This window comes from Colwellia demingiae (assembly GCF_007954275.1).
Taxonomy (GTDB): domain Bacteria; phylum Pseudomonadota; class Gammaproteobacteria; order Enterobacterales; family Alteromonadaceae; genus Colwellia; species Colwellia demingiae.
The window spans coordinates 438,133-455,912 of sequence record NZ_VOLT01000002.1 but is presented as its reverse complement, the minus strand read 5'-3'; the positions used below and the strand labels follow the sequence as shown (position 1 = coordinate 455,912).

The 17,780-nt window shown below is 37.4% G+C and carries 20 protein-coding genes; 11 read left to right on the top strand and 9 right to left on the bottom strand.

What is annotated here, in order from left to right:
• Positions 1-48 precede the first annotated feature (48 nt).
• The 3 genes from ESZ36_RS04795 to ESZ36_RS04785 all read left to right on the top strand — a co-directional run bounded on the left by ESZ36_RS04795 (position 49) and on the right by ESZ36_RS04785 (position 2,787).
• A complete protein-coding gene (locus ESZ36_RS04795; RefSeq protein ID WP_146784261.1) occupies positions 49-1,893 on the top strand; it encodes a PAS domain-containing protein in 1,845 nt (614 codons plus the stop codon).
• Between the two features lies 1 nt (position 1,894).
• The gene (locus tag ESZ36_RS04790) at positions 1,895-2,251 is read left to right on the top strand and encodes a response regulator (RefSeq protein WP_146784258.1); all 357 of its coding nucleotides are present in this window, start codon (positions 1,895-1,897) and stop codon (positions 2,249-2,251) included.
• Between the two features lie 62 nt (positions 2,252-2,313).
• A complete protein-coding gene (locus ESZ36_RS04785) occupies positions 2,314-2,787 on the top strand; it encodes a hypothetical protein (protein WP_146784255.1) in 474 nt (157 codons plus the stop codon).
• A 41-nt stretch (positions 2,788-2,828) separates the two neighbouring features.
• Here ESZ36_RS04785 and ESZ36_RS04780 read toward each other — a convergent pair whose 3' ends face one another.
• Positions 2,829-3,704, bottom strand: coding sequence for a LysR family transcriptional regulator (locus ESZ36_RS04780; RefSeq protein WP_211357759.1), 876 nt, complete (start codon positions 3,702-3,704; stop codon positions 2,829-2,831).
• Positions 3,705-3,863: 159 nt separating this feature from the next.
• Between ESZ36_RS04780 and ESZ36_RS04775 the strand changes: the two genes are divergently transcribed.
• Positions 3,864-4,841 carry an aldo/keto reductase gene (locus ESZ36_RS04775; RefSeq protein WP_146784252.1) on the top strand — a complete coding sequence of 326 codons (978 nt, stop codon included), beginning with the start codon at positions 3,864-3,866 and terminating at the stop codon, positions 4,839-4,841.
• 15 nt (positions 4,842-4,856) lie between these two features.
• Here ESZ36_RS04775 and ESZ36_RS04770 read toward each other — a convergent pair whose 3' ends face one another.
• Together ESZ36_RS04770 and ESZ36_RS04765 are read right to left on the bottom strand one after the other, a co-directional pair.
• On the bottom strand, positions 4,857-6,512 hold the full coding sequence (locus tag ESZ36_RS04770; protein WP_146784249.1) for a hypothetical protein: 1,656 nt from the start codon (positions 6,510-6,512) through the stop codon (positions 4,857-4,859).
• A 240-nt stretch (positions 6,513-6,752) separates the two neighbouring features.
• On the bottom strand, positions 6,753-7,571 hold the full coding sequence (locus tag ESZ36_RS04765) for an AraC family transcriptional regulator (protein WP_146784246.1): 819 nt from the start codon (positions 7,569-7,571) through the stop codon (positions 6,753-6,755).
• A gap of 101 nt (positions 7,572-7,672) precedes the next feature.
• Here ESZ36_RS04765 and ESZ36_RS04760 point away from each other — a divergent pair, with 101 nt between their 5' ends.
• From ESZ36_RS04760 to ESZ36_RS04750, 3 genes are read left to right on the top strand one after another with little or no spacing between them, the layout of a single operon-like run.
• Positions 7,673-8,392 carry a glutamine amidotransferase-related protein gene (locus tag ESZ36_RS04760; RefSeq protein ID WP_146784243.1) on the top strand — a complete coding sequence of 240 codons (720 nt, stop codon included), beginning with the start codon at positions 7,673-7,675 and terminating at the stop codon, positions 8,390-8,392.
• A 56-nt stretch (positions 8,393-8,448) separates the two neighbouring features.
• Entirely contained in the window at positions 8,449-9,279 is an 831-nt protein-coding gene (locus tag ESZ36_RS04755) for a DUF417 family protein (protein ID WP_146784240.1), read from the top strand.
• A 19-nt stretch (positions 9,280-9,298) separates the two neighbouring features.
• Positions 9,299-9,982 (top strand): MOSC domain-containing protein, encoded by a 684-nt coding sequence (locus ESZ36_RS04750; protein WP_146784236.1) that lies wholly within the window; start codon positions 9,299-9,301, stop codon positions 9,980-9,982.
• Here ESZ36_RS04750 and ESZ36_RS04745 read toward each other — a convergent pair.
• Positions 9,979-10,533 carry a MarR family winged helix-turn-helix transcriptional regulator gene (locus tag ESZ36_RS04745; RefSeq protein WP_146784234.1) on the bottom strand — a complete coding sequence of 185 codons (555 nt, stop codon included), beginning with the start codon at positions 10,531-10,533 and terminating at the stop codon, positions 9,979-9,981. The genes ESZ36_RS04750 and ESZ36_RS04745 overlap by 4 nt on opposite strands.
• A 146-nt stretch (positions 10,534-10,679) precedes the next feature.
• On the opposite strand from ESZ36_RS04745, the gene ESZ36_RS04740 reads away from it, so the two are divergent.
• The 3 genes from ESZ36_RS04740 to ESZ36_RS04730 all read left to right on the top strand — a co-directional run bounded on the left by ESZ36_RS04740 (position 10,680) and on the right by ESZ36_RS04730 (position 12,019).
• A complete protein-coding gene (locus ESZ36_RS04740) occupies positions 10,680-11,426 on the top strand; it encodes a hypothetical protein (protein ID WP_146784230.1) in 747 nt (248 codons plus the stop codon).
• Positions 11,427-11,439: 13 nt separating this feature from the next.
• Positions 11,440-11,691, top strand: coding sequence for a DUF2024 family protein (locus ESZ36_RS04735; protein WP_246128989.1), 252 nt, complete (start codon positions 11,440-11,442; stop codon positions 11,689-11,691).
• 73 nt (positions 11,692-11,764) lie between these two features.
• A complete protein-coding gene (locus ESZ36_RS04730) occupies positions 11,765-12,019 on the top strand; it encodes a Rho-binding antiterminator (RefSeq protein WP_146784225.1) in 255 nt (84 codons plus the stop codon).
• 49 nt (positions 12,020-12,068) lie between these two features.
• On the opposite strand, the gene ESZ36_RS23120 is transcribed toward ESZ36_RS04730, so the two are convergent.
• The 3 genes from ESZ36_RS23120 to ESZ36_RS04720 all read right to left on the bottom strand — a co-directional run bounded on the left by ESZ36_RS23120 (position 12,069) and on the right by ESZ36_RS04720 (position 13,878).
• On the bottom strand, positions 12,069-12,617 hold the full coding sequence (locus ESZ36_RS23120) for a helix-turn-helix domain-containing protein (protein WP_342779716.1): 549 nt from the start codon (positions 12,615-12,617) through the stop codon (positions 12,069-12,071).
• 3 nt (positions 12,618-12,620) lie between these two features.
• Positions 12,621-12,962, bottom strand: a complete 342-nt coding sequence (locus ESZ36_RS23115) for a DUF6597 domain-containing transcriptional factor (protein WP_342779715.1) — start codon at positions 12,960-12,962, stop codon at positions 12,621-12,623.
• A gap of 76 nt (positions 12,963-13,038) precedes the next feature.
• On the bottom strand, positions 13,039-13,878 hold the full coding sequence (locus tag ESZ36_RS04720; RefSeq protein ID WP_146784222.1) for a GNAT family N-acetyltransferase: 840 nt from the start codon (positions 13,876-13,878) through the stop codon (positions 13,039-13,041).
• Positions 13,879-14,424: 546 nt separating this feature from the next.
• Here ESZ36_RS04720 and ESZ36_RS04715 point away from each other — a divergent pair.
• A complete protein-coding gene (locus ESZ36_RS04715) occupies positions 14,425-15,612 on the top strand; it encodes a YbfB/YjiJ family MFS transporter (protein ID WP_146784219.1) in 1,188 nt (395 codons plus the stop codon).
• 16 nt (positions 15,613-15,628) lie between these two features.
• On the opposite strand, the gene ESZ36_RS04710 is transcribed toward ESZ36_RS04715, so the two are convergent.
• Positions 15,629-16,585, bottom strand: a complete 957-nt coding sequence (locus tag ESZ36_RS04710; protein WP_146784216.1) for an ABC transporter substrate-binding protein — start codon at positions 16,583-16,585, stop codon at positions 15,629-15,631.
• Between the two features lie 309 nt (positions 16,586-16,894).
• Entirely contained in the window at positions 16,895-17,581 is a 687-nt protein-coding gene (locus tag ESZ36_RS04705; protein WP_146784213.1) for a glucosaminidase domain-containing protein, read from the bottom strand.
• Between the last annotated feature and the right edge of the window lie 199 nt (positions 17,582-17,780).

The following is a 17,780-nucleotide window of genomic DNA, read 5'->3' as shown; positions in this document are numbered from 1 at the left end:
ACATCTTATACGACTATTAATAACACTAGCTTTTATAGAGTTTTAACGATGCCAATCGAAGCAGAACAGAATATCTACGAGAAATTCTTTAACCTATCTATTGATATGTTATGTGTAGCTAATACAACGGGGTACTTCCAAACCATTAACCCCTCATTTACCCAAGTTTTAGGCTATAGCGAAGAAGAATTACTATCAGCGCCAATCCTTGATTTCATACATCCAGATGATGTCGATAAAACAGCACAAGAATTTGCCAAATTAAACTCAGGACATGATTCTTTATTTTTTGAAAATAGATATCGGCATAAAAACAATCACTATCTAACTTTTGCCTGGAACGGTTATATTGAGGGTGATTCGGGGCTTATCTATGCCGTTGCTCGTGATATTACAGAGCAAGTTAAAGTGCGAAATAAACTGCAATACTTACAGCGCGCATTAGCGCAAGAAACTATTTATGCTGAAACCGATATAAGCGGTGTCATCACAAAAGTTAATGATAATTTTTGTGAAATATCGGGATATTCAAAAGCAGAATTAATAGGTAACACACATAAATTAATTAATTCTGACCATCACCCTACCTCTTTCTTTAGTGAGATATGGAGAAAAATATCATCAGGAAAGATTTGGTCAGGCGCAATAAAAAATCGCAAAAAAAATGGTGATTACTATTTTGTACAAAGCATATTAGTCCCTATATTTGATAATAATGAGAAAATCACTAATTACATTGCTATAAGGCAAGATATAACCGACAAAGTTAATAGTGAACATGATCGTTTAAAGGCGCTTGAGATCCTCAGTGAAACAAGTTCAGCTGCAAAAGTTGGCGGTTGGGAAATGGATGTTGCTAGCGGCGCGCTAACGTGGACCAATGAAACCTTTAGGATATTAGACGTTGAACAAGTGGACGGATTATCGCCGATGTTACCCGAAGGATTGCAGTTATTTATTGCTGAAGACCAGCCTATCATTGAAAAAGCAATTCACAGGGCTATCGAATTTGGCGAATCTTATGGCTTAGAGCTACAAGCGAGAACACCAAAAGGTGATATAAAATGGATATATACCAATGGGAAAGCTAACTATATAGATGGTAAAATCGAAACAATATCAGGGACTATTCAAGACATTCATCAACGTAAAATTACCGAGATAAAGTATAATCAAGAAAGACAAAAAAGTATTATGAACGCAAAGTTTGCAGCACTTGGCGAGCTATCAGCAAGTGTTGCCCATGAGATAAATAATCCACTAGGTGTTATATCTGGCTATGCTGAATTATTACAATTAACCAACACCACTGCATCTCCAGAAGATATTTTAGCAAAATCAGCTATTATTTTAAGGTCTTGTGATCGAATTACTCATATCGTTAAGAGTTTGAAAAAATTCTCCCGAAGCGATGAAGCAATCCAACATACTACTTGCTCACTTAAAAATCTTATTAGTGAAGCGATAGTACTCACTAGACCCAAACTAAAGCTTTGTATGATAGAGCTGCAATGTGAGTATATCGAAGAGAGTAATATTCTGTGTAATGAAATAGAAATTGAACAAGTTATTGTAAACTTAATTAATAACGCTATTGATGCTCTTTCAGAATTGTCTGAAAAGTGGATTGATATCTTAGTCACAGAAACGACACAAGATTACATCGTTTCAATCACCGATGCTGGTTTCACCATTCCATTAGATAAGCAGTTATCAATATTTGAACCATTTTTTACTACAAAAAATACGGGAGAAGGTACAGGACTTGGTTTATCTATTGTAAAGGGGATTTTAGATAATCATGGAGCCAAAATTGCGATCGATAATAACAACAAAAATACATCTTTTGTTATTCATTTTCCGAAATTAAACAACAAAGTGAATCAGGATTAATATGCCAATCAAGGTTGTTTATATTGATGATGAAGAAATGTTATGCCAGATGTTCAAAGAATATCTACACTCAGATGAAATTAACCTTGCGGTTTTTACTGACGAAGAACCAGGCATAGAATATTGCAATAATAACAACCCAGATTTGATCTTTATTGACTACCGATTAAAAAAACAAAATGGGGTTGAGGTCGCTAAGGCGATTGCCAGTGATTCGATAAAAATTTTAATCACTGGAGAACTCGATGTAACGATGGATGCTTGCTTTGACCATAAAATTGAAAAACCCTACCGACTGGCTGATATCAAAAACTTCATTATTGAAGCCGTTAAGATGAAGGCATTACCTAATCAATAAAATGATTCTGCAAGTTAATGAGGTTATTGAGAAATAAATGAAAAAAAATGAGAGCGTAGCAATTGTCTAAATTAACCCCCAAGCTACATAATATCGGTGAACTATATGATATTAATGAGCAAATCATGCCTTTAAAAGCACTAGCCGATAGAGAGCGAACCTCTATTTATGGCTTAACTGGCATGGTTTACACCCCACATATAGATGACTATATGCAGGCCAGTATAAAAAAAGCCGAGATACTCGCGTGTTTAAAAAAACAGGGGATAATACCATTAACAGAGGTAGAATTAATTAGTACAGCATTGGATTTTTTACATAAAAGAGCTAAGAATAATGCTGTTGTTGAATATGACGGTAATTCTTATCAACGCCGATTCTCTCCACTAAAGTTAAGCAAGTCAGGGAAAGTTGTTCGAACATGGGCAAGATATTGGTTTTTACAGTTACCGAGTGGCAGAGTTGACCCCAAGTGGGAATCTCAGGTACGAGAGATTTGGCCAACTTATTTTTTGATCAGAGCAATAGATATTTAGCTCGATAAGCTTTCGATAAATAGTCCGATTGGTCTTTAAAACTATTTATCAAAATATTGCTGAGTAAAGTTGAGGAAGGTTGATATTCTTTTTGACTGATGAATACGTTGTGGATGTATCAGATAAATCATCGAACCGCTTGGCATTTTCTCTTCAAATATCGCCTTAAGTTTGCCTGACTTTAGTTCCTTGTCTACTAAATATTTAGGCACTCTAATAATACCTTTACCCGCTAAAGCGAGTCTTTTTAGCATATTGTTATCATTAACTTCTAACCAACCCTGTGTTGGTACTGCTTCTTGTTGAAATTGCCAGGTAACTTGTTCTTGTCCCCTGAGGCATTCATGATTTATTAAATCAGTTGGAGTTTTTGGTGTGCCTTTTTCCGCAAAATACTCAGGAGATGCGCAACAGCAATGTTGATAAGACATTAAATGTTTAGCGACCATGTTTTGGGGTGGCTCATTGGTTGCTCTAAAGGCTAAATCAAAATCACTTCTGTTTAAATCAAACCGGGTGTAACTGCAATTAATTGAAAATTCGATGGCAGGGTGTAATTGCTTAAACTTTGAAAAAACATCAAATAAAAATCGTTCGGCAAATCCGCCAGGAGCGGTAATTTTTATTCTTCCTTCTATTGTATTACCTTCATGTTCAGCACTTCTTTCTAACTCTAATAGGTCATGGCGGATCTTATTCATACCGGTCAGAACACGCTCACCCTCAGGTGTTAAGCGGACACTTCTTGTTGAACGAATCAACAAAACCATCTCCATATCTTGTTCTAAACGCCTAATTTGGCTAGAAAGGTGGCCACGAGAAATATTTAGTTTTTCAGCTGCAGCAGTAAAACTTAAGTGCTCAGCGACTTCACTAAACAGCATTAAACGTTCAAGTTTTTTGTGTTCTTTCATCATTAGTTTAAATCAATAATCGGCCATTGTTTTTTATACTAAACAATGATTATTTTTTTGTCATATTTTATTTGCTAATGTTTTAGTGAAGAATGCACATATAAGAGAGTCAATTCTCATAAATAGCCATGATTCTAGCAGCCGTTTTCCATAGGAATGTAAATGAATAGTAATAAATACCCGTTATCGCGCTCAATAAAAAACAATAGCTCACTTGTCTTTGGTTGCATGGGATTAGGCGGTACTTGGGATAAAAACCCTATTAGCGTAGCAGATATAAAAAAAGCCCATGAGGTTGTTGATACTGCTATTGATTCAGGTATTAAATTATTTGACCATGCAGACATTTATACTTTTGGTAAAGCTGAACAAGTTTTTGGTGAAGTATTAAAAGCACGTCCCGAATTACGCGAGTTAATATCTATTCAATCAAAATGTGGCATTAGATTTGAAGATATTTTAGGACCGCAACGTTATGACTGTTCGCCTGAGTGGATTATAAATTCAGTTGAAAATAGTCTGTCTCGGTTAAACATAGAGCAATTAGATATATTAATGCTTCATCGCCCAGATCCCCTGATGGAACCTGAATTAGTTGCTCAAGCTTTTGATACGTTATCTGCTAGCGGAAAAGTCAAAAACTTTGGTGTTTCGAACATGCAGCACCATCAAATGGCCTTTTTATCAGCAGCATTATCACAGCCTTTAGTCGTCAACCAAGTTGAACTCAGCTTAAGCCATTTAGCTTGGCTAGAAGAAGGCGTAACGTCAGGGAATTCTGGAGAACCGTCGGTAAACTATGGTGCAGGTACCATTGAATATTGCCGACAAAACAATATACAGCTGCAATCATGGGGCTGCTTAAGCCAAGGTTTGTTTACCGGACATGATATTTCTCAAGAACCGCTTCATATTCAGCAAACGGCAGAGCTAATTACTAAGTTGGCCGCTGAGTATCAGGTGAGTAAAGAGGCCGTAGTATTATCGTGGTTAAAGCGTCATCCTGCGAATATTCAACCCGTTATTGGTACCACCAATGTTGAACGTATTAAAGCCTGTGCAGAAGTTGATAACATCAACCTAACGAGAGAGCATTGGTATGCATTATGGCTTTGCGCAAGAGGGCACGCATTACCATAAAGCGTTAATTAGTCGTTATTGTGCTATGACATCAAAAAGTAGACAGGGGTTTTCTTCACTGGTCCAAGGGAAGCCATCAATGGCACAAATAGTATAGTAAGTACTGGAGGTAACAGAGAAGGTAATACGACTGGACGAATTCTCGTATAAGGCGCCATTAATGTAATAACGTAAGTTATCACCATTTTCATCTGATGTTTCTGATAAATCAAAGGTTAATTGAGAGTCCTTTATGGCTTTGATAACAATAGGCATATCCTTGTTACCTTGGTATCGAGTTGCATCACCATCTATCATTACGACTAAACTTGGTGCTTTTTGATTCGAGTTTAGATCTCTAATAGCAACAAAATCAGATAACGTTTCATAATTACCAATGGTGTTAGCATCAAGCTTTATTTTACCGTAGAGACCATTCGATACGGAACTAAAACCACCTTCAAGCTGAACAATATTATCATCGACAACGACCTTGATATTGTAATTATTATTGTCCAATGAAACGGGTAGTTTTAGTTTGTTTTCTGTAGTTAAAATATCAACGAGCTTATGATGTTCGCCAGTCCAGTCATGAATGACCCAGCGATAGGTATAACCTGCAGTGTCTGCATGGTTTTTTTCGGTAACGGATAAATATATCTCATCTTCGGGATGGAAACTAAGGACATGAAGTGCGACATTTAACTCTTTTTTTGTGTTTGGCATGTCACTATAGAATTGAAAGCTTACTAGACATTCGCCCGTAACGGGACACCAACTAAGACTATATCGTCCGTCAGTAGGAGGTAAAAACGTTAAAGTAGAGTCTGTTTTATCAACGCCAATAACGGACAGCATAATTGGGCGAGCACCCCCATTTTCTCCTGTCCATATAGCCCAAGAACTGCCGTTATTTAAACTTGAGGCATCGACACGAACACAGCTTCCTTCTGGAATATGAGGTAAAGGTTGATTCACTTCGTTGGGTACTAGATCGATAATAGTTCTATCATCACAAACGGATGTATTCGGTAGTCCGGTGATGGTAAAGCTTAAATCATAAGTATTATTCTCTTCTTCACCTAAAAGTGTTACTTGGATTGTTTCTTGAGTTGTCTCTCCTTCCTGTAAGTAATCAAAGCTATTCATTGCTTGATAAGTTAACTTTTTTAGATCAGGGCTTACTACTACACGGCCTCGAGTCGGTTGATTAACTATTGAATACCTAGCATCATGATCAGTGCTCAACTCGTGAGCAAATTTAGTCAGGTTACTATGAGTGGTCACGGAGAAAGTCTCACTAACATCTCCAATAGTGATGATCACGTCACTAGATGTTGAATAACTTGCTGAGGAAAGGAGTCTCACTGTAACTGATTGTTGATCGTTAACTGTGCTTGTGATATTTGAAAAAGTACCACCATCGATAGAATACTCCCCACCAGTTATACTAATGGGACTTGATGAATTGATACCTGTAACCTTAACCAAGTTAGAAGTGATTAAAGTTGTTAAAGGTTGCTCTGTTTTATGTTCAAAATTGAAGGCTTCTGGTGAAGTATCAATCGGTGCGGGCGTATTACTTTTTGGAACTTCGGTACTATCACTATCACTACCGCCACCGCCACATCCTGTAAGTCCAGCAAGAGCTAATAATAAAATTGCCCATCTATTTACCTGAAGTCCTTTCATAACAAAGCCCTAAATTAAATGAGTCTGTAAAGTACAACGATTAAGCTAAGTTGTAAGCTGCGTAAGTGTAACTAAATGTAGCTGCGACTATGTTTGAATCCTATATTTAACAATATAAATGAATAATATATACAATGTAGAAAGTTTAGTATTAATTTTCAATGCTATGCGAGATAGTTGGGAGTCTTGACTAGTAAATGAGAAAGGGGCAATGCTGGCTGTGTGATAAGTACCTCAGCATTATTCATCATTTATTCTAGAACTTAGCTTAAAGCCACTGTTGCGATATTGCTGTGGTGTTTGCTGAAATAATTTTTTAAAGGCAAAAATAAATGATGAGTCGGCGTTATAGCCGACTTTAAAAGCGACTTCTTGCACTGAAATCGTAGTTTCAAGTAAGTTCAATGATGACACTAATCTAAGGTGCTGGCGCCAAAGCGGGAATGTCATACCGAGTTCTTTAGTGAATAACCTTGAGAGTGTTCTTTCTGATGCTCCCACCTGCGTGGCCCAGTCAGATAACTTGGTATCCAGTTGTGGATCTGCCATCAATGCATTGAAAATAATCATCAACCGTCGATCACTCGGTAGTAACAATTTCATTTTGTATGACTCTCCACTCGATATTTGATCAATCAACACTGCCACTAATTTAGATAGTTCCTCCTCTGAAGCGATCGAGTTACTGACACAATTATTGATATATAAGACCAATTCTCTTAGAAAGGGTGTCACAGATATGGCCTTAGCTTTTAGTGGGAATTGATCATGAAATTGAGGGTTGAGGTAAATGCCAATAAATTTGGTATCAGTCACGACAAATGATTCATGACGTGTATTGGCAGGAATAAACAACATACCACTATGAGGAATAACAAACTGACTATCCGCAACTTTGGTTTGCAGTATGCCTTCAAATGGAAATGCAATTTGGTGCCATGGATGTTGATGCCATTTATCAATATAACCTTTCGCCATTTGTTCTACTTTCGCCGTTACTTGAAAGTCAGTGCGTTCACTAATTAATAAGTTAGCTTCTTTTATTTGGCGGGTTGTCATTGTTTACTGTCTTAATGTAGATATTGTGATTATAGAAGTAATGCTAGCATAAGAAGTCAGTTAGGCAATATGAATTCAAGCGCTATGAGAGAGAGCAATCCATGAAAGTACACTTTATTATCCATGAAGCATATGAAGGGCCAGGGGCACTTTTAAGCTGGGCGGAAGAGCGAAATTATAGTGTTACTCGTAGTAAAATTTATCTGGGTGAAGCCTTACCCCTAGTTAATAATGCTATCGATTTACTCATTGTGTTAGGTGGACCGCAATGTCCTGCAACCACAGTAGAAGAGTCCCCTTACTTTAAAGCGAATGAAGAGACTGATTTTATCCGTCGTTGTATTGAAAATGGCAAAGCGGTATTAGGAGTTTGCTTAGGCGCTCAACTTATTGGTGATGCACTGGGGGCTAAATTTGAACAAAGCCCACACAAAGAAATAGGTTATTTTCCCATAGCGTTAACTGAATCAGGTAGACAACACTCTAACTTATCACACTTTAATGCCACGGAAATTGTTGGTCACTGGCATAATGATATGCCAGGTTTAACGCCAACGAGTAAGATCTTAGCAGCAAGTGCAGGCTGTCCGAGACAGATCATTGAGTACTCACCGTTGGTTTATGGTTTTCAATGCCACTTAGAATTCACTGCTGAATCGCTGGCGGATTTAATTCTGGTTTCTCATGATGAATTTGAAAAAATCGGTCACCATAACTACATACAAGATCCTGAAAACATAATGGCGAGCAGTAGCTTAGCTATGAATACCTTATTGTTTGGATTTATGGATAAATTAGTACTTTCATATGAAACGAAATAAAAATCAGTTAAACAGGTCTTATTGGCACTTATTATTTTAATACACTCAGGATCTATATGAAGACGCTACACCTTAACTTTACTTTACTCTTAATTGGAATTTCTACTGCGCTGTTAGGGTTAAGTATATTACTGTTGGGTCCCCATAAACATATAACCCTAACGACTGATTTTTATCTCATTTCCGATATATTACCCGCCAAAGTATTTAATTCAATTGCTGCATTCGCTTTTATTTCTAGTGCGGTATTGGCATTTTTATCTATAAAGCAATATAACTTTCGTTCAGTATTAGGCTATTTACTTATCGCGATAAGCATAGTGCCGTTAGGTTCTTTGTTAAGTGATTCTATGTGGATAGCCTCTATGGGGGGATTTCCTGTTATTGGCTCTGGCCAGGGTGTTATTAAGTATTTCGCCTTATTATCGATAGGAATACTGCTAGTCAAACGCACGTTTTCTCCGCTGGTTACAGCTTGGATTAGCATCATGCCGGTGTTACTCGTTTTACTGTGGATTGGTGGCATGAAATTCACTTTACTTGAAGCACAAGGTATAGAAGGATTAGTAAAAAGTTCTCCTTTTATGGGTTGGTTGTATAATTTTTTCAGCATACAAACAACGTCAAATATCATTGGCGTGTATGATTTAATTGCTGTGGTTATGTTAATTTTAGCTATGTATTCTCCAAAACTGACTGTGCCTGCTATTCTGATGTCTGGTATGGTTTTTATCGTAACTCAGACCTTTTTAATAAGTTTTTCTGGTTCATTATCAAGTGAGACATTATTATCAACGACGGGACATTTTCTAATTAAAGATTTATGGTTTTTGGCGTGTTTATTTTTCTATTATTCAGCAGTAAAAAAATCATCACCAAAAGCATAATTTAACCAAGGGTTAGCGCATGAAAATCAAACACTATCTAACGAACATTTACTGCGGAAAAGTGGCGGAGCGTTACGGTATTGAAACTGCGATAGATAAGCATCCAGTTAACACTAGCTTGTATTTATCAGTTGACGGATTAGCAGGTGATGAGTGCGCTGACAAACTTCATCATGGTGGACTAGAGCGTGCGTTACATCAATATCCGGCTGAGCATTATGCCTATTGGCAACAGAAATATAACACAGATAATTCTTGGCAAGCTGCGGGTATGGGTGAAAATATTAGTTCAATAGGTATGACAGAACAGACTGTATGTTTGGGCGATCGCTACCAATGGGGAGAAGCTATTATCGAAGTGAGTCAGCCTCGCTCACCTTGTTTCAAACTAAATAAACGTTGGGGCATCGAAAATTTATCGGTCGATATGCAGGATATTAGTCGCAGTGGTTGGTTATATCGCGTTATTCAACCTGGAATGGTCAGTGTGAATGAACCACTTGAGTTAATTGACAGAGTTACCAATGCCATGACAATTACTGCGGTGTGTGAGACATTTTTTGGTGACCCACTCAATAATGAAAAGCTGTTGGTATTAAAAAAACAGAGCCGATTATCTGATAGTTGGATGGAAAAAGTTGTACAACGCTTAGTAAGCAACGAAGTAGAAAACTGGAATTTTAGATTGTTAGATCATGCTTAAACGACATACTCTCTGCAGATAAGCATGATGTCATCGCTGCTTAAGGCTTCTTTAGTTAAATCACATAAAATACCATCACTAGTCTTGCGGTTAAATTTACAATGTTGGCAGACCCCAAAGGCAGTTCGACCCGTAGCATGTTGATAGTTACTCAACACTTTTTTAAGTAATGTTTTGGTCTCAAACTCTTCATCAACAGACAAACTGGTTATAGCATCGGTAAACTTTTGCGGTGGGCAGGTTTTCGTCAAAAAATTTCGACCTGCCTCAGTCACTTTTAAATGGGTAATACGCTTATCTTTTTTGTCTTTTACTTTAGCAATTAAGGTTTTGCTTTCCAGGATTTTTAACGACTGTGATACCGTGCCTTTAGTTAATCCTAAAAATTCAGTTACCGCTAAGGTGGTATCTGAATAACGATTACAGGTCGATAGATAATACAAAGCCTCTTGCTGTATAGGTTGTAACCCTAAGCTTTGCCCTTCCAGTCGCGTTTCTTGCCGTAATAAATTGGCTAAACGCTCGATTAAATTAAATAGTTCATCATTCATCCCTCAATAGTATCGAGTCAAAACAGATTTTACAAGCAGAGTTTTATTATGCTTAAATATAAATGGTTTCGAATCGAAACTATTTTGAACGTAATAAGACAAATTAAGTGTTAAGCACTTAGTTAAATTAACTAAAAGGATTAATCATGAAAACTTCACACCTATTTATCGCAGCAACCTTGAGCACAGCGCTGCTGACAACAACTACATATGCTCACAATAAGCACAGCGGTCATATTCAAGCACCCGTCTCTTCGGCCATTGCAACTGAATTTGATATTGTTCATGCCAAGGTAATTACGCAAGGTAGTCATTTAATCTTCCAACAAGCGGTAACCGGTAAAGTGGGTAATAAACAGCCCCAAAAAAAGGGTCAGTTAGCAGGCGCCGAGGTCTATAGTTATGTATGGCCAACGTCACTTAATAGTTCTGCAGTCGGTTTTGAAGCGGATCAAGGCATTCTCTCTTTAGCTTTAACTGTGCATCCTGACTTCGATGATACTCCTTTATATGATGAAGATGGTGATGGCAACAAAACCAATGACGGAGATAAATGGCATAGCCACTGGGTAGTTCTTGTGCCAGATAATGCTTGTGGTGAAGGCGCTTTAAAAGTTAAAGATATTGCTCAAGGTAGTTCACCTAAATTACCGGTGACTTGGCCAAATTTGCCCATCTTTATTGACAGTCCTGGATTTGATTTTACTTTAGCGCAATCTGAAGTCTTAGTGCGAGTGCCGCTATCTTCACTTGGTTTTCCAGAAAGCTTTTCTTTTGATGGTGTTACCGCAGGTTTAAAAATAAACCAGCAAGTACATGCGCCTTTACTGTGTGTTACCGATGTATTTGATGTCGCATCTGGTGATTTAAGTTTACCCGGCAAAAGTAAATAATTTAGTAGGAGCAATGAGTATGCAAATACATGTTTTTGATACCCATGTAATGACAGCGTCAGGTGAATATATCCATTTTGATGTTTTGGTGAACAATGAAAATATTAAAGAGGTAGAGCAATATGCCAAACAGTATCTTGATGGTTTAGGTGTGGCAATAGATAATATTAAGCAAAGCCGTTGCAATTTTTGCCATAGTGAATTGGCTAACCTTGAGGTGGAAGGTGATATTGCTAGTCAGGGGCATAGTATTATTCGCTTATAATTTAGCTAATACCGATGAAATAGCGATTTAAGTGTTAAGTTGTAAGGTTTAAGTAAAAAGGAGGGAGTACTCAATGAAAAATAAGATAAGTTGTGATGCCCATGACTATTTTGAAATTGTCTGTATGCGTCGTAGCCTAATCAAGGTGACCACCAAAGACAATAAAATTTACCATGGCATAGCAACAGATATTAAACTTGTTGAAAAGCAAGAATATCTACAAATTAGCGATGATATTAAAACCCAGCAACTGCTTTTAAGTGACGTAAAAACACTCGAGGCACTAGGCAATAACATTGCTCAGCATAACTTTTCGATTACATGGTGAGCTGGGATGAAAGTGTGGGCAGGACAAATGATGATATAAAATAGCAGTGCTACAGTGAATCAACGCCACCATAAACATCGATGGTAAAACCCCGTTGTAGGGCATAATCTTGTGGTGTTAATCCGAGTTGTTTTTTTAAATATCGAATTAGGTGAGGTTGATCGCTAAAACCAAATTGATAAGCAATATCTACCCAGTCAATCTCACTTTTTTCTCGCTGATAGAGAAATTCTAAAATGGCTTCTAGCCTGTTCATTGATTGGCATTGCTTAAGTGTTAACCCCGTGACTTTTAAAAAGCTACGCTCTAAGGTGCGTTGTGAACAAAAGAGGGTATTTCCTAATGTATTAATTGCAGTTTTAGCCAGCAGTGGCAGTATTTTCCTAGTCAGTTCACTATGATTATCCTCATGGCTTTTTGTCAACCAAGACAGGCATAGGTTATCTAGCATTTCAGCGCAGTCATCAGGGGAATTTCGGGCTAGAGTAACTAAGCCATGTTCATTTACTTGATTATTATCGCTTAACTTACGGTCATCAAAACTACTCTCATCAATATTAATGTTGTCAAAAGAAACGGCTTGAATAGTATCGACCACTGCTTACGGTGTTTTACTTTGCAAGGCTACAAGATTTGGTAATGAATATAGCGCGCCGACATGGAATTTAATGCCAATACACGCAACAGACTTAGCGTGATCTAATTCATAGGTTTTCCCATGAGGGTGTAGCCAATGACAACCCTGCATTTGAGTAACACCATTGTCACTCTTGTATAGAAAGTTTTGCTTTGGCAGCGCCAAAATTAAGTGTGTTGCTGGATCAGGATTAAGTTTCGGATAATCATTATTCCCTTCAGCGTTAGGCAATTTTTCAAGGAACCAATAACAGGCTATATATTTAGCAATTTCTGGGTTATTAGGGACTTTCAACCAATGTATCATCACACACCTTAATCGTTTTTTTGATCAATCTAACTCAACCACTTTATGTTAACTATATTATGAGTATAGTCATTTTTTATACGTGCTTGAACTCAAACTGTACTATACGATGAGCTGAGGTAAAGCCAGCATGGGCGATGGCTTTTTGAGCGGCCACATTATTGCTTTCGGTAGAACAGATAGAGCTTAATCCTTGAGTAGAGGCATGTTTAGTGAGGAAGGCTAATACTTTTTTAGCGATACCTTGTCCACGGATAAATTGCGCGACAATCATGCCTAAGTCAGCATATTCAGTTTGATATTGATCGAATAAACGACATTCTCCAGCCGCTAATAATTTCCCTTCATGCCAATAACCAAAAAGTTCTTTGCGAGCAATTAAATTGCCGTAATATTGCGTTAGCCATTGCTCGGGAGCACCAATATTGTCTACTGCAAAGCTAACAAAATCGGTTAGTTGCTCAGTACCCGCTATTTGCATATCAATCATCTCAAGGTTTTCATCAGCCAACTTAGTGTTGTGCTGGTACATCAAGGCATTCACTTTAAATGTCGCTGAGTTATCTAAACATAAAGCCTGATAATTCGGCTCTGAGGTGCTAACAAATGCGCCTTTAACTTCACCTATTATTGAACTATTTTGCTGGGAAATTAAAGTAAATAATTTCTGGGAAAACAGGTGGAACTCTGGCTGAAGATAAAATTGCAGCAGGTATCCATCATCATTAACGCAACAAAATCCTGCTAGGTTTTTATTTACATAAAAGCCAAAGTGTTTAGCCATAGGAACGAAGCCAAAATGCCACATGCCATCGAGTGGCACAATCGAGCTGTCAAAATATGCTTTTTTTAATTCTGTTAATTCTGTTAATTCTGTTAATTCTCTCAGCGATTTAATCGTTTTAATTTTAAACATTGTTTACTACCTACTACCTACTATCTGGTGATTGTTATTTTAGAGATTCAATTTTTTATAAGTTAGACACCTATACCCGTTACCATTCAAAGTGCAGGATTTCAGTGGGAATTAAAATGACTTTAGGCAAGACAAATAATTTAAATATAGTCATTCTATGGTTTGATTATTTAACGCAGTTTACAGTCATTTTAAACCCATCAAAGAAGCGCTTGAGCAACATCACTTCATCGTTGCTCTGATTTGTAAGGGAATAACCATTATTTCATCACAGCGCCTTGAATTGAAACTGCTCAAACACTCTGAAACATGTATCTTGATTGGTAACGGGTATATATTTGTATGATTTGTATAGTAGGATTTAAATACGTTGAGGGATTGAACAAAAGCGACAATGTCATTTTTTTATGCCGGTCAGCACTATTTCTCATCAGTAGGTCTTACATCTACATTTTATATGTTACTCATCATCATTGGTGATTTACTTATTTATCTCAGTTGGTTATACACTGCAATATATCGCAAGGAACATCTTTATGGAGCAATATGGCGCACTTCAACCGAGAAAGTAATAATGCAATTTTATTGGCAGGTATATTAGCCCTTGTTGTGGGTGTTGGTGTCGCTCGTTTTGTTTTTACTTCACTTTTGCCCGCAATGTTAGAAGACTCAATCAACATAGCTTTTGCTGGTGTGCTTGCCTCAATAAATTACTTCGGTTATTTAAGCGGATCCGTTTTTTCTATTTTTATTAAAGATATCTACACCAAGGTAAAATATTTCAGATTCGGGTTAGTGCTTTGTGTTATTTGCTCTTTTGTTTTAGGTCTTACTGAAAATAACATCGTTTGGGTTATTGCCCGATTCTTGGCTGGCTTTGGGGCTGCAATGGCGCTGGTTGTCGGATCTGCTATTGTCATGCTGAAACTACAGTCGACCAATAAAACTAAAGCAATGGGCATACACTTTAGTGGTTTAGGCTTTTCAATCGTCATTACTGACCTTGTGATGCGAGGGGTATTTAGTTATGGCGGAGATTGGAAAGATGCATGGCTTATATTGGCGATTATTGGTGGTTTCTTTTCATGTTATTCCGCTTATATTTTACGCTTTGAGAAACAACCTACCAATGAAGTTGTTAAACATAAATTTGATAAATCACTTTTTTCACCTATGGTCATCATTCTTATTTTGGCCTACTTCACCGAGGGTGTAGGTATGGTCGTACAATCAACCTTTTTGCCTGACATAGTGAACTCATTAGAAGGTTTGTCAGGCTATGGTGGCTGGGTATGGTTAGTAGCAGGTATTGCCGGAATTCCGTCTTGTATTATATGGATGCGATTAGCACATCGTTTTGGCAGTATTAATATTATGGTAGTCGCCATGCTGTTACAGATTATCGGGATTTTAATCCCTGTATTTTCTAACAATATAGTTATGAATCTTATCAGTGGCATTTTCTTTGGCGCTACATTTATTGGTTTGGTTGCCTTGTTTATGAATTTTGGCGGTCAACTATCAAAGAACAATCCAGTATTTATTATGGGAGCATTAACATCGGCTTACGGGGTAGGCCAAATTATCGCGCCATTATACAGCGTCGCATTGATCGAACAATTTCAGACTTATAATCATGCTTTATATTTAACCGCGTTTATCGTTGCCTGTGGCATTTTGTTGCTGACTTATGCCAAATTCAATTTTAAGGAAGCAAAACAATGTATGCAGTAACAATGCGTCTGAAGGTTTATTGTTGACACTCTAATGATGACCACCTTTTGATATCTTTAGCATATTTCTTTGACCATTCAATAGCGGCGGCCTGATCCGAAAGCTTTTCAATAACAGCTAAAGAAGACGCATCTGTAATCATACGATTGGTAAAGCTAATGTTTTGAATTAAGTGATACACACAAGGAAACTTTTGCTTTAAGTTGAGAGACGCTGCTTTCTTTAACCATCCGCCTCTGCGGTTGCCACAGTCTTTAACTAGTTTTTTGTTGAGCCCCCATTCGGGTACTTTTTCACATTGCTCTGTATAAAGTGGAAAATTGACAAATTCACCTTCGATATTATTGTCGGTCCAATTAGGACTCCAATTTAGCATCAGGATAGGGCGCTTTTTTTCAATTGCATTGGTAAGCTCTTCCCACAATGCTGATTCATCAGGTAAACGTTCGATGGCAAAATTTAGCCCTAATGCTCGAATAATATCAGCATCACCATAATTCCATGGGCCACCAAAATACACACCTTTCTCAGTTTTTTTGGATCCCTTAAAAAGAGCTCTACATTTATTTAAAGCCTGCCATTGGGGTAACTCTGGACATAAATCTTCAACATATTTTGGGTACCACCAATCTTCTATCACTTTAGCTTCATGTGTGCCTAAATCAATAATGTCACCGTTAGCGACAAGCTTATTAAACTCTTGCCCCATTGAAGGTTCCCATACTTCTATCTGAAAATGAATAACCCCACGTTTTAGTGCCCCCCATTGGCGGTCAGCACTGATGTTTATGTACTCGACAGGGGTGCCTAAATCTTCAATCAACTGACCAACAACATTCGACAATACCCGTTGGCTTGACCAGTTATTTGTTGGTATAACGACTTTATCTGAAAGGTGAGACGGTTTGGACCATAATGTGCTGGAAAAAAATATTAATGAGAATAAGGTCTTAACGTAATAACTATTGTTCATTTTTAGCCTAAGGATTAAACGGGGTTAGGTGCGCTTCAAATAATATGTAATAACACTATGGCTAAATTTTATTAGGAATAATTAATAAAATTCACCAGTTATTACTACCTCCAAGGGGCTAGTGCTGTTGAGTTTAATATATATTTGCTGTGATGTCCTATTTCGAATCAAAGTAAGCACGTGGCTGGGTGATTTCGACTCGCCAATTACGCTGTAGTTATGCTTTAGTGAGCGCTAACTTCAGCAACTGTTACTCATAAAAAAGTCAGTTTAGGGCATGTAAACTGACTTTTTAGAGGTTCGCTTGATTTAATCAGCGTCATACTTATTAAATTTATTGAACTTTATAATTGAAATAAGCTCTTCACCATAAAGGCTACCTTTTTCAGAATAATGGTCCAATTTAGTAACCAATATAAAAGGGTCATTTGTTTGCATTCTCGCTTGCCTAAACGCAGCGAAAGCACCACTGCGTCCCAAAGTGCGATAATAATCGTATATTGCATCTTCAATGGAAGGATATTTTTTCACCCAAATAGTTTTGTCGCCACGTTTTTTTAAAGCTGCAACTCTAGGTTCATCTTCGTCAAAAGACCATACACCGAAGATGTTATTAGCGACTCTAAAAAAACGCGAAGTAGCCCAGGAGCTTTCTATTGCAGCTTGTGCGATGGTAATACTTTTTGGCGAAGGCTTAAGTGCCATGAGCAATTTTTCATTGGTAGTCACTTTGTATTCCACTTTTAATCTTTCAATCTCAGCATTAGTTTTACCCGCCTCAAGTGTTGTTTTAACCTCTTCATATCGAGCCATTAGTTTCGTGTAAACAATGTTAACGGCAGGAACGATTAACGCTCTAAATCTTGCTTTTTTCTCTGATACTGTCATTTTAGGAAGCTCAGGCTCCTTTTGAGTAACACGGTAAATAACCGAAGCAATAGTAATGAGCAGTATAATAGCGAGAATAATTTTAATTTTATTTGAAAGGTGTTGCACTAATATATTTCCGAAGTGATTGTTAAGCTGAGGTATTAAGAGTAAATAGTAGGATAGTTCAGTCGAAAAAACAAAATTATATATGGGCAAGGATTACGAAAGTAGGTGTCATCATAATAACTGGCTATCTACCTGTTATAAGAGGTATTCTGGTCAGTCATGATAGTGGCAAAAGTGAGTCTACTGAGACGAATACAGT

What these genes read in the sequence shown, in the direction of transcription:
- ESZ36_RS04760 (WP_146784243.1), top strand. Translation starts at nt 7,673, where the DNA reads ATGAAAGTACACTTTATTATCCATGAAGCATATGAAGGGCCAGGGGCA.
- ESZ36_RS04775 (WP_146784252.1), top strand. Translation starts at nt 3,864, where the DNA reads ATGAATAGTAATAAATACCCGTTATCGCGCTCAATAAAAAACAATAGC.
- ESZ36_RS04715 (WP_146784219.1), top strand. Translation starts at nt 14,425, where the DNA reads ATGGCGCACTTCAACCGAGAAAGTAATAATGCAATTTTATTGGCAGGT.
- ESZ36_RS04780 (WP_211357759.1), bottom strand. Translation starts at nt 3,704, where the DNA reads ATGATGAAAGAACACAAAAAACTTGAACGTTTAATGCTGTTTAGTGAA.
- ESZ36_RS04740 (WP_146784230.1), top strand. Translation starts at nt 10,680, where the DNA reads ATGAAAACTTCACACCTATTTATCGCAGCAACCTTGAGCACAGCGCTG.
- ESZ36_RS04720 (WP_146784222.1), bottom strand. Translation starts at nt 13,878, where the DNA reads ATGTTTAAAATTAAAACGATTAAATCGCTGAGAGAATTAACAGAATTA.
- ESZ36_RS04735 (WP_246128989.1), top strand. Translation starts at nt 11,440, where the DNA reads ATGAGTATGCAAATACATGTTTTTGATACCCATGTAATGACAGCGTCA.
- ESZ36_RS04790 (WP_146784258.1), top strand. Translation starts at nt 1,895, where the DNA reads ATGCCAATCAAGGTTGTTTATATTGATGATGAAGAAATGTTATGCCAG.
- ESZ36_RS04730 (WP_146784225.1), top strand. Translation starts at nt 11,765, where the DNA reads ATGAAAAATAAGATAAGTTGTGATGCCCATGACTATTTTGAAATTGTC.
- ESZ36_RS04755 (WP_146784240.1), top strand. Translation starts at nt 8,449, where the DNA reads ATGAAGACGCTACACCTTAACTTTACTTTACTCTTAATTGGAATTTCT.
- ESZ36_RS04765 (WP_146784246.1), bottom strand. Translation starts at nt 7,571, where the DNA reads ATGACAACCCGCCAAATAAAAGAAGCTAACTTATTAATTAGTGAACGC.
- ESZ36_RS23115 (WP_342779715.1), bottom strand. Translation starts at nt 12,962, where the DNA reads ATGATACATTGGTTGAAAGTCCCTAATAACCCAGAAATTGCTAAATAT.
- ESZ36_RS04770 (WP_146784249.1), bottom strand. Translation starts at nt 6,512, where the DNA reads ATGAAAGGACTTCAGGTAAATAGATGGGCAATTTTATTATTAGCTCTT.
- ESZ36_RS04710 (WP_146784216.1), bottom strand. Translation starts at nt 16,585, where the DNA reads ATGAACAATAGTTATTACGTTAAGACCTTATTCTCATTAATATTTTTT.
- ESZ36_RS04745 (WP_146784234.1), bottom strand. Translation starts at nt 10,533, where the DNA reads ATGAATGATGAACTATTTAATTTAATCGAGCGTTTAGCCAATTTATTA.
- ESZ36_RS04795 (WP_146784261.1), top strand. Translation starts at nt 49, where the DNA reads ATGCCAATCGAAGCAGAACAGAATATCTACGAGAAATTCTTTAACCTA.
- ESZ36_RS04750 (WP_146784236.1), top strand. Translation starts at nt 9,299, where the DNA reads ATGAAAATCAAACACTATCTAACGAACATTTACTGCGGAAAAGTGGCG.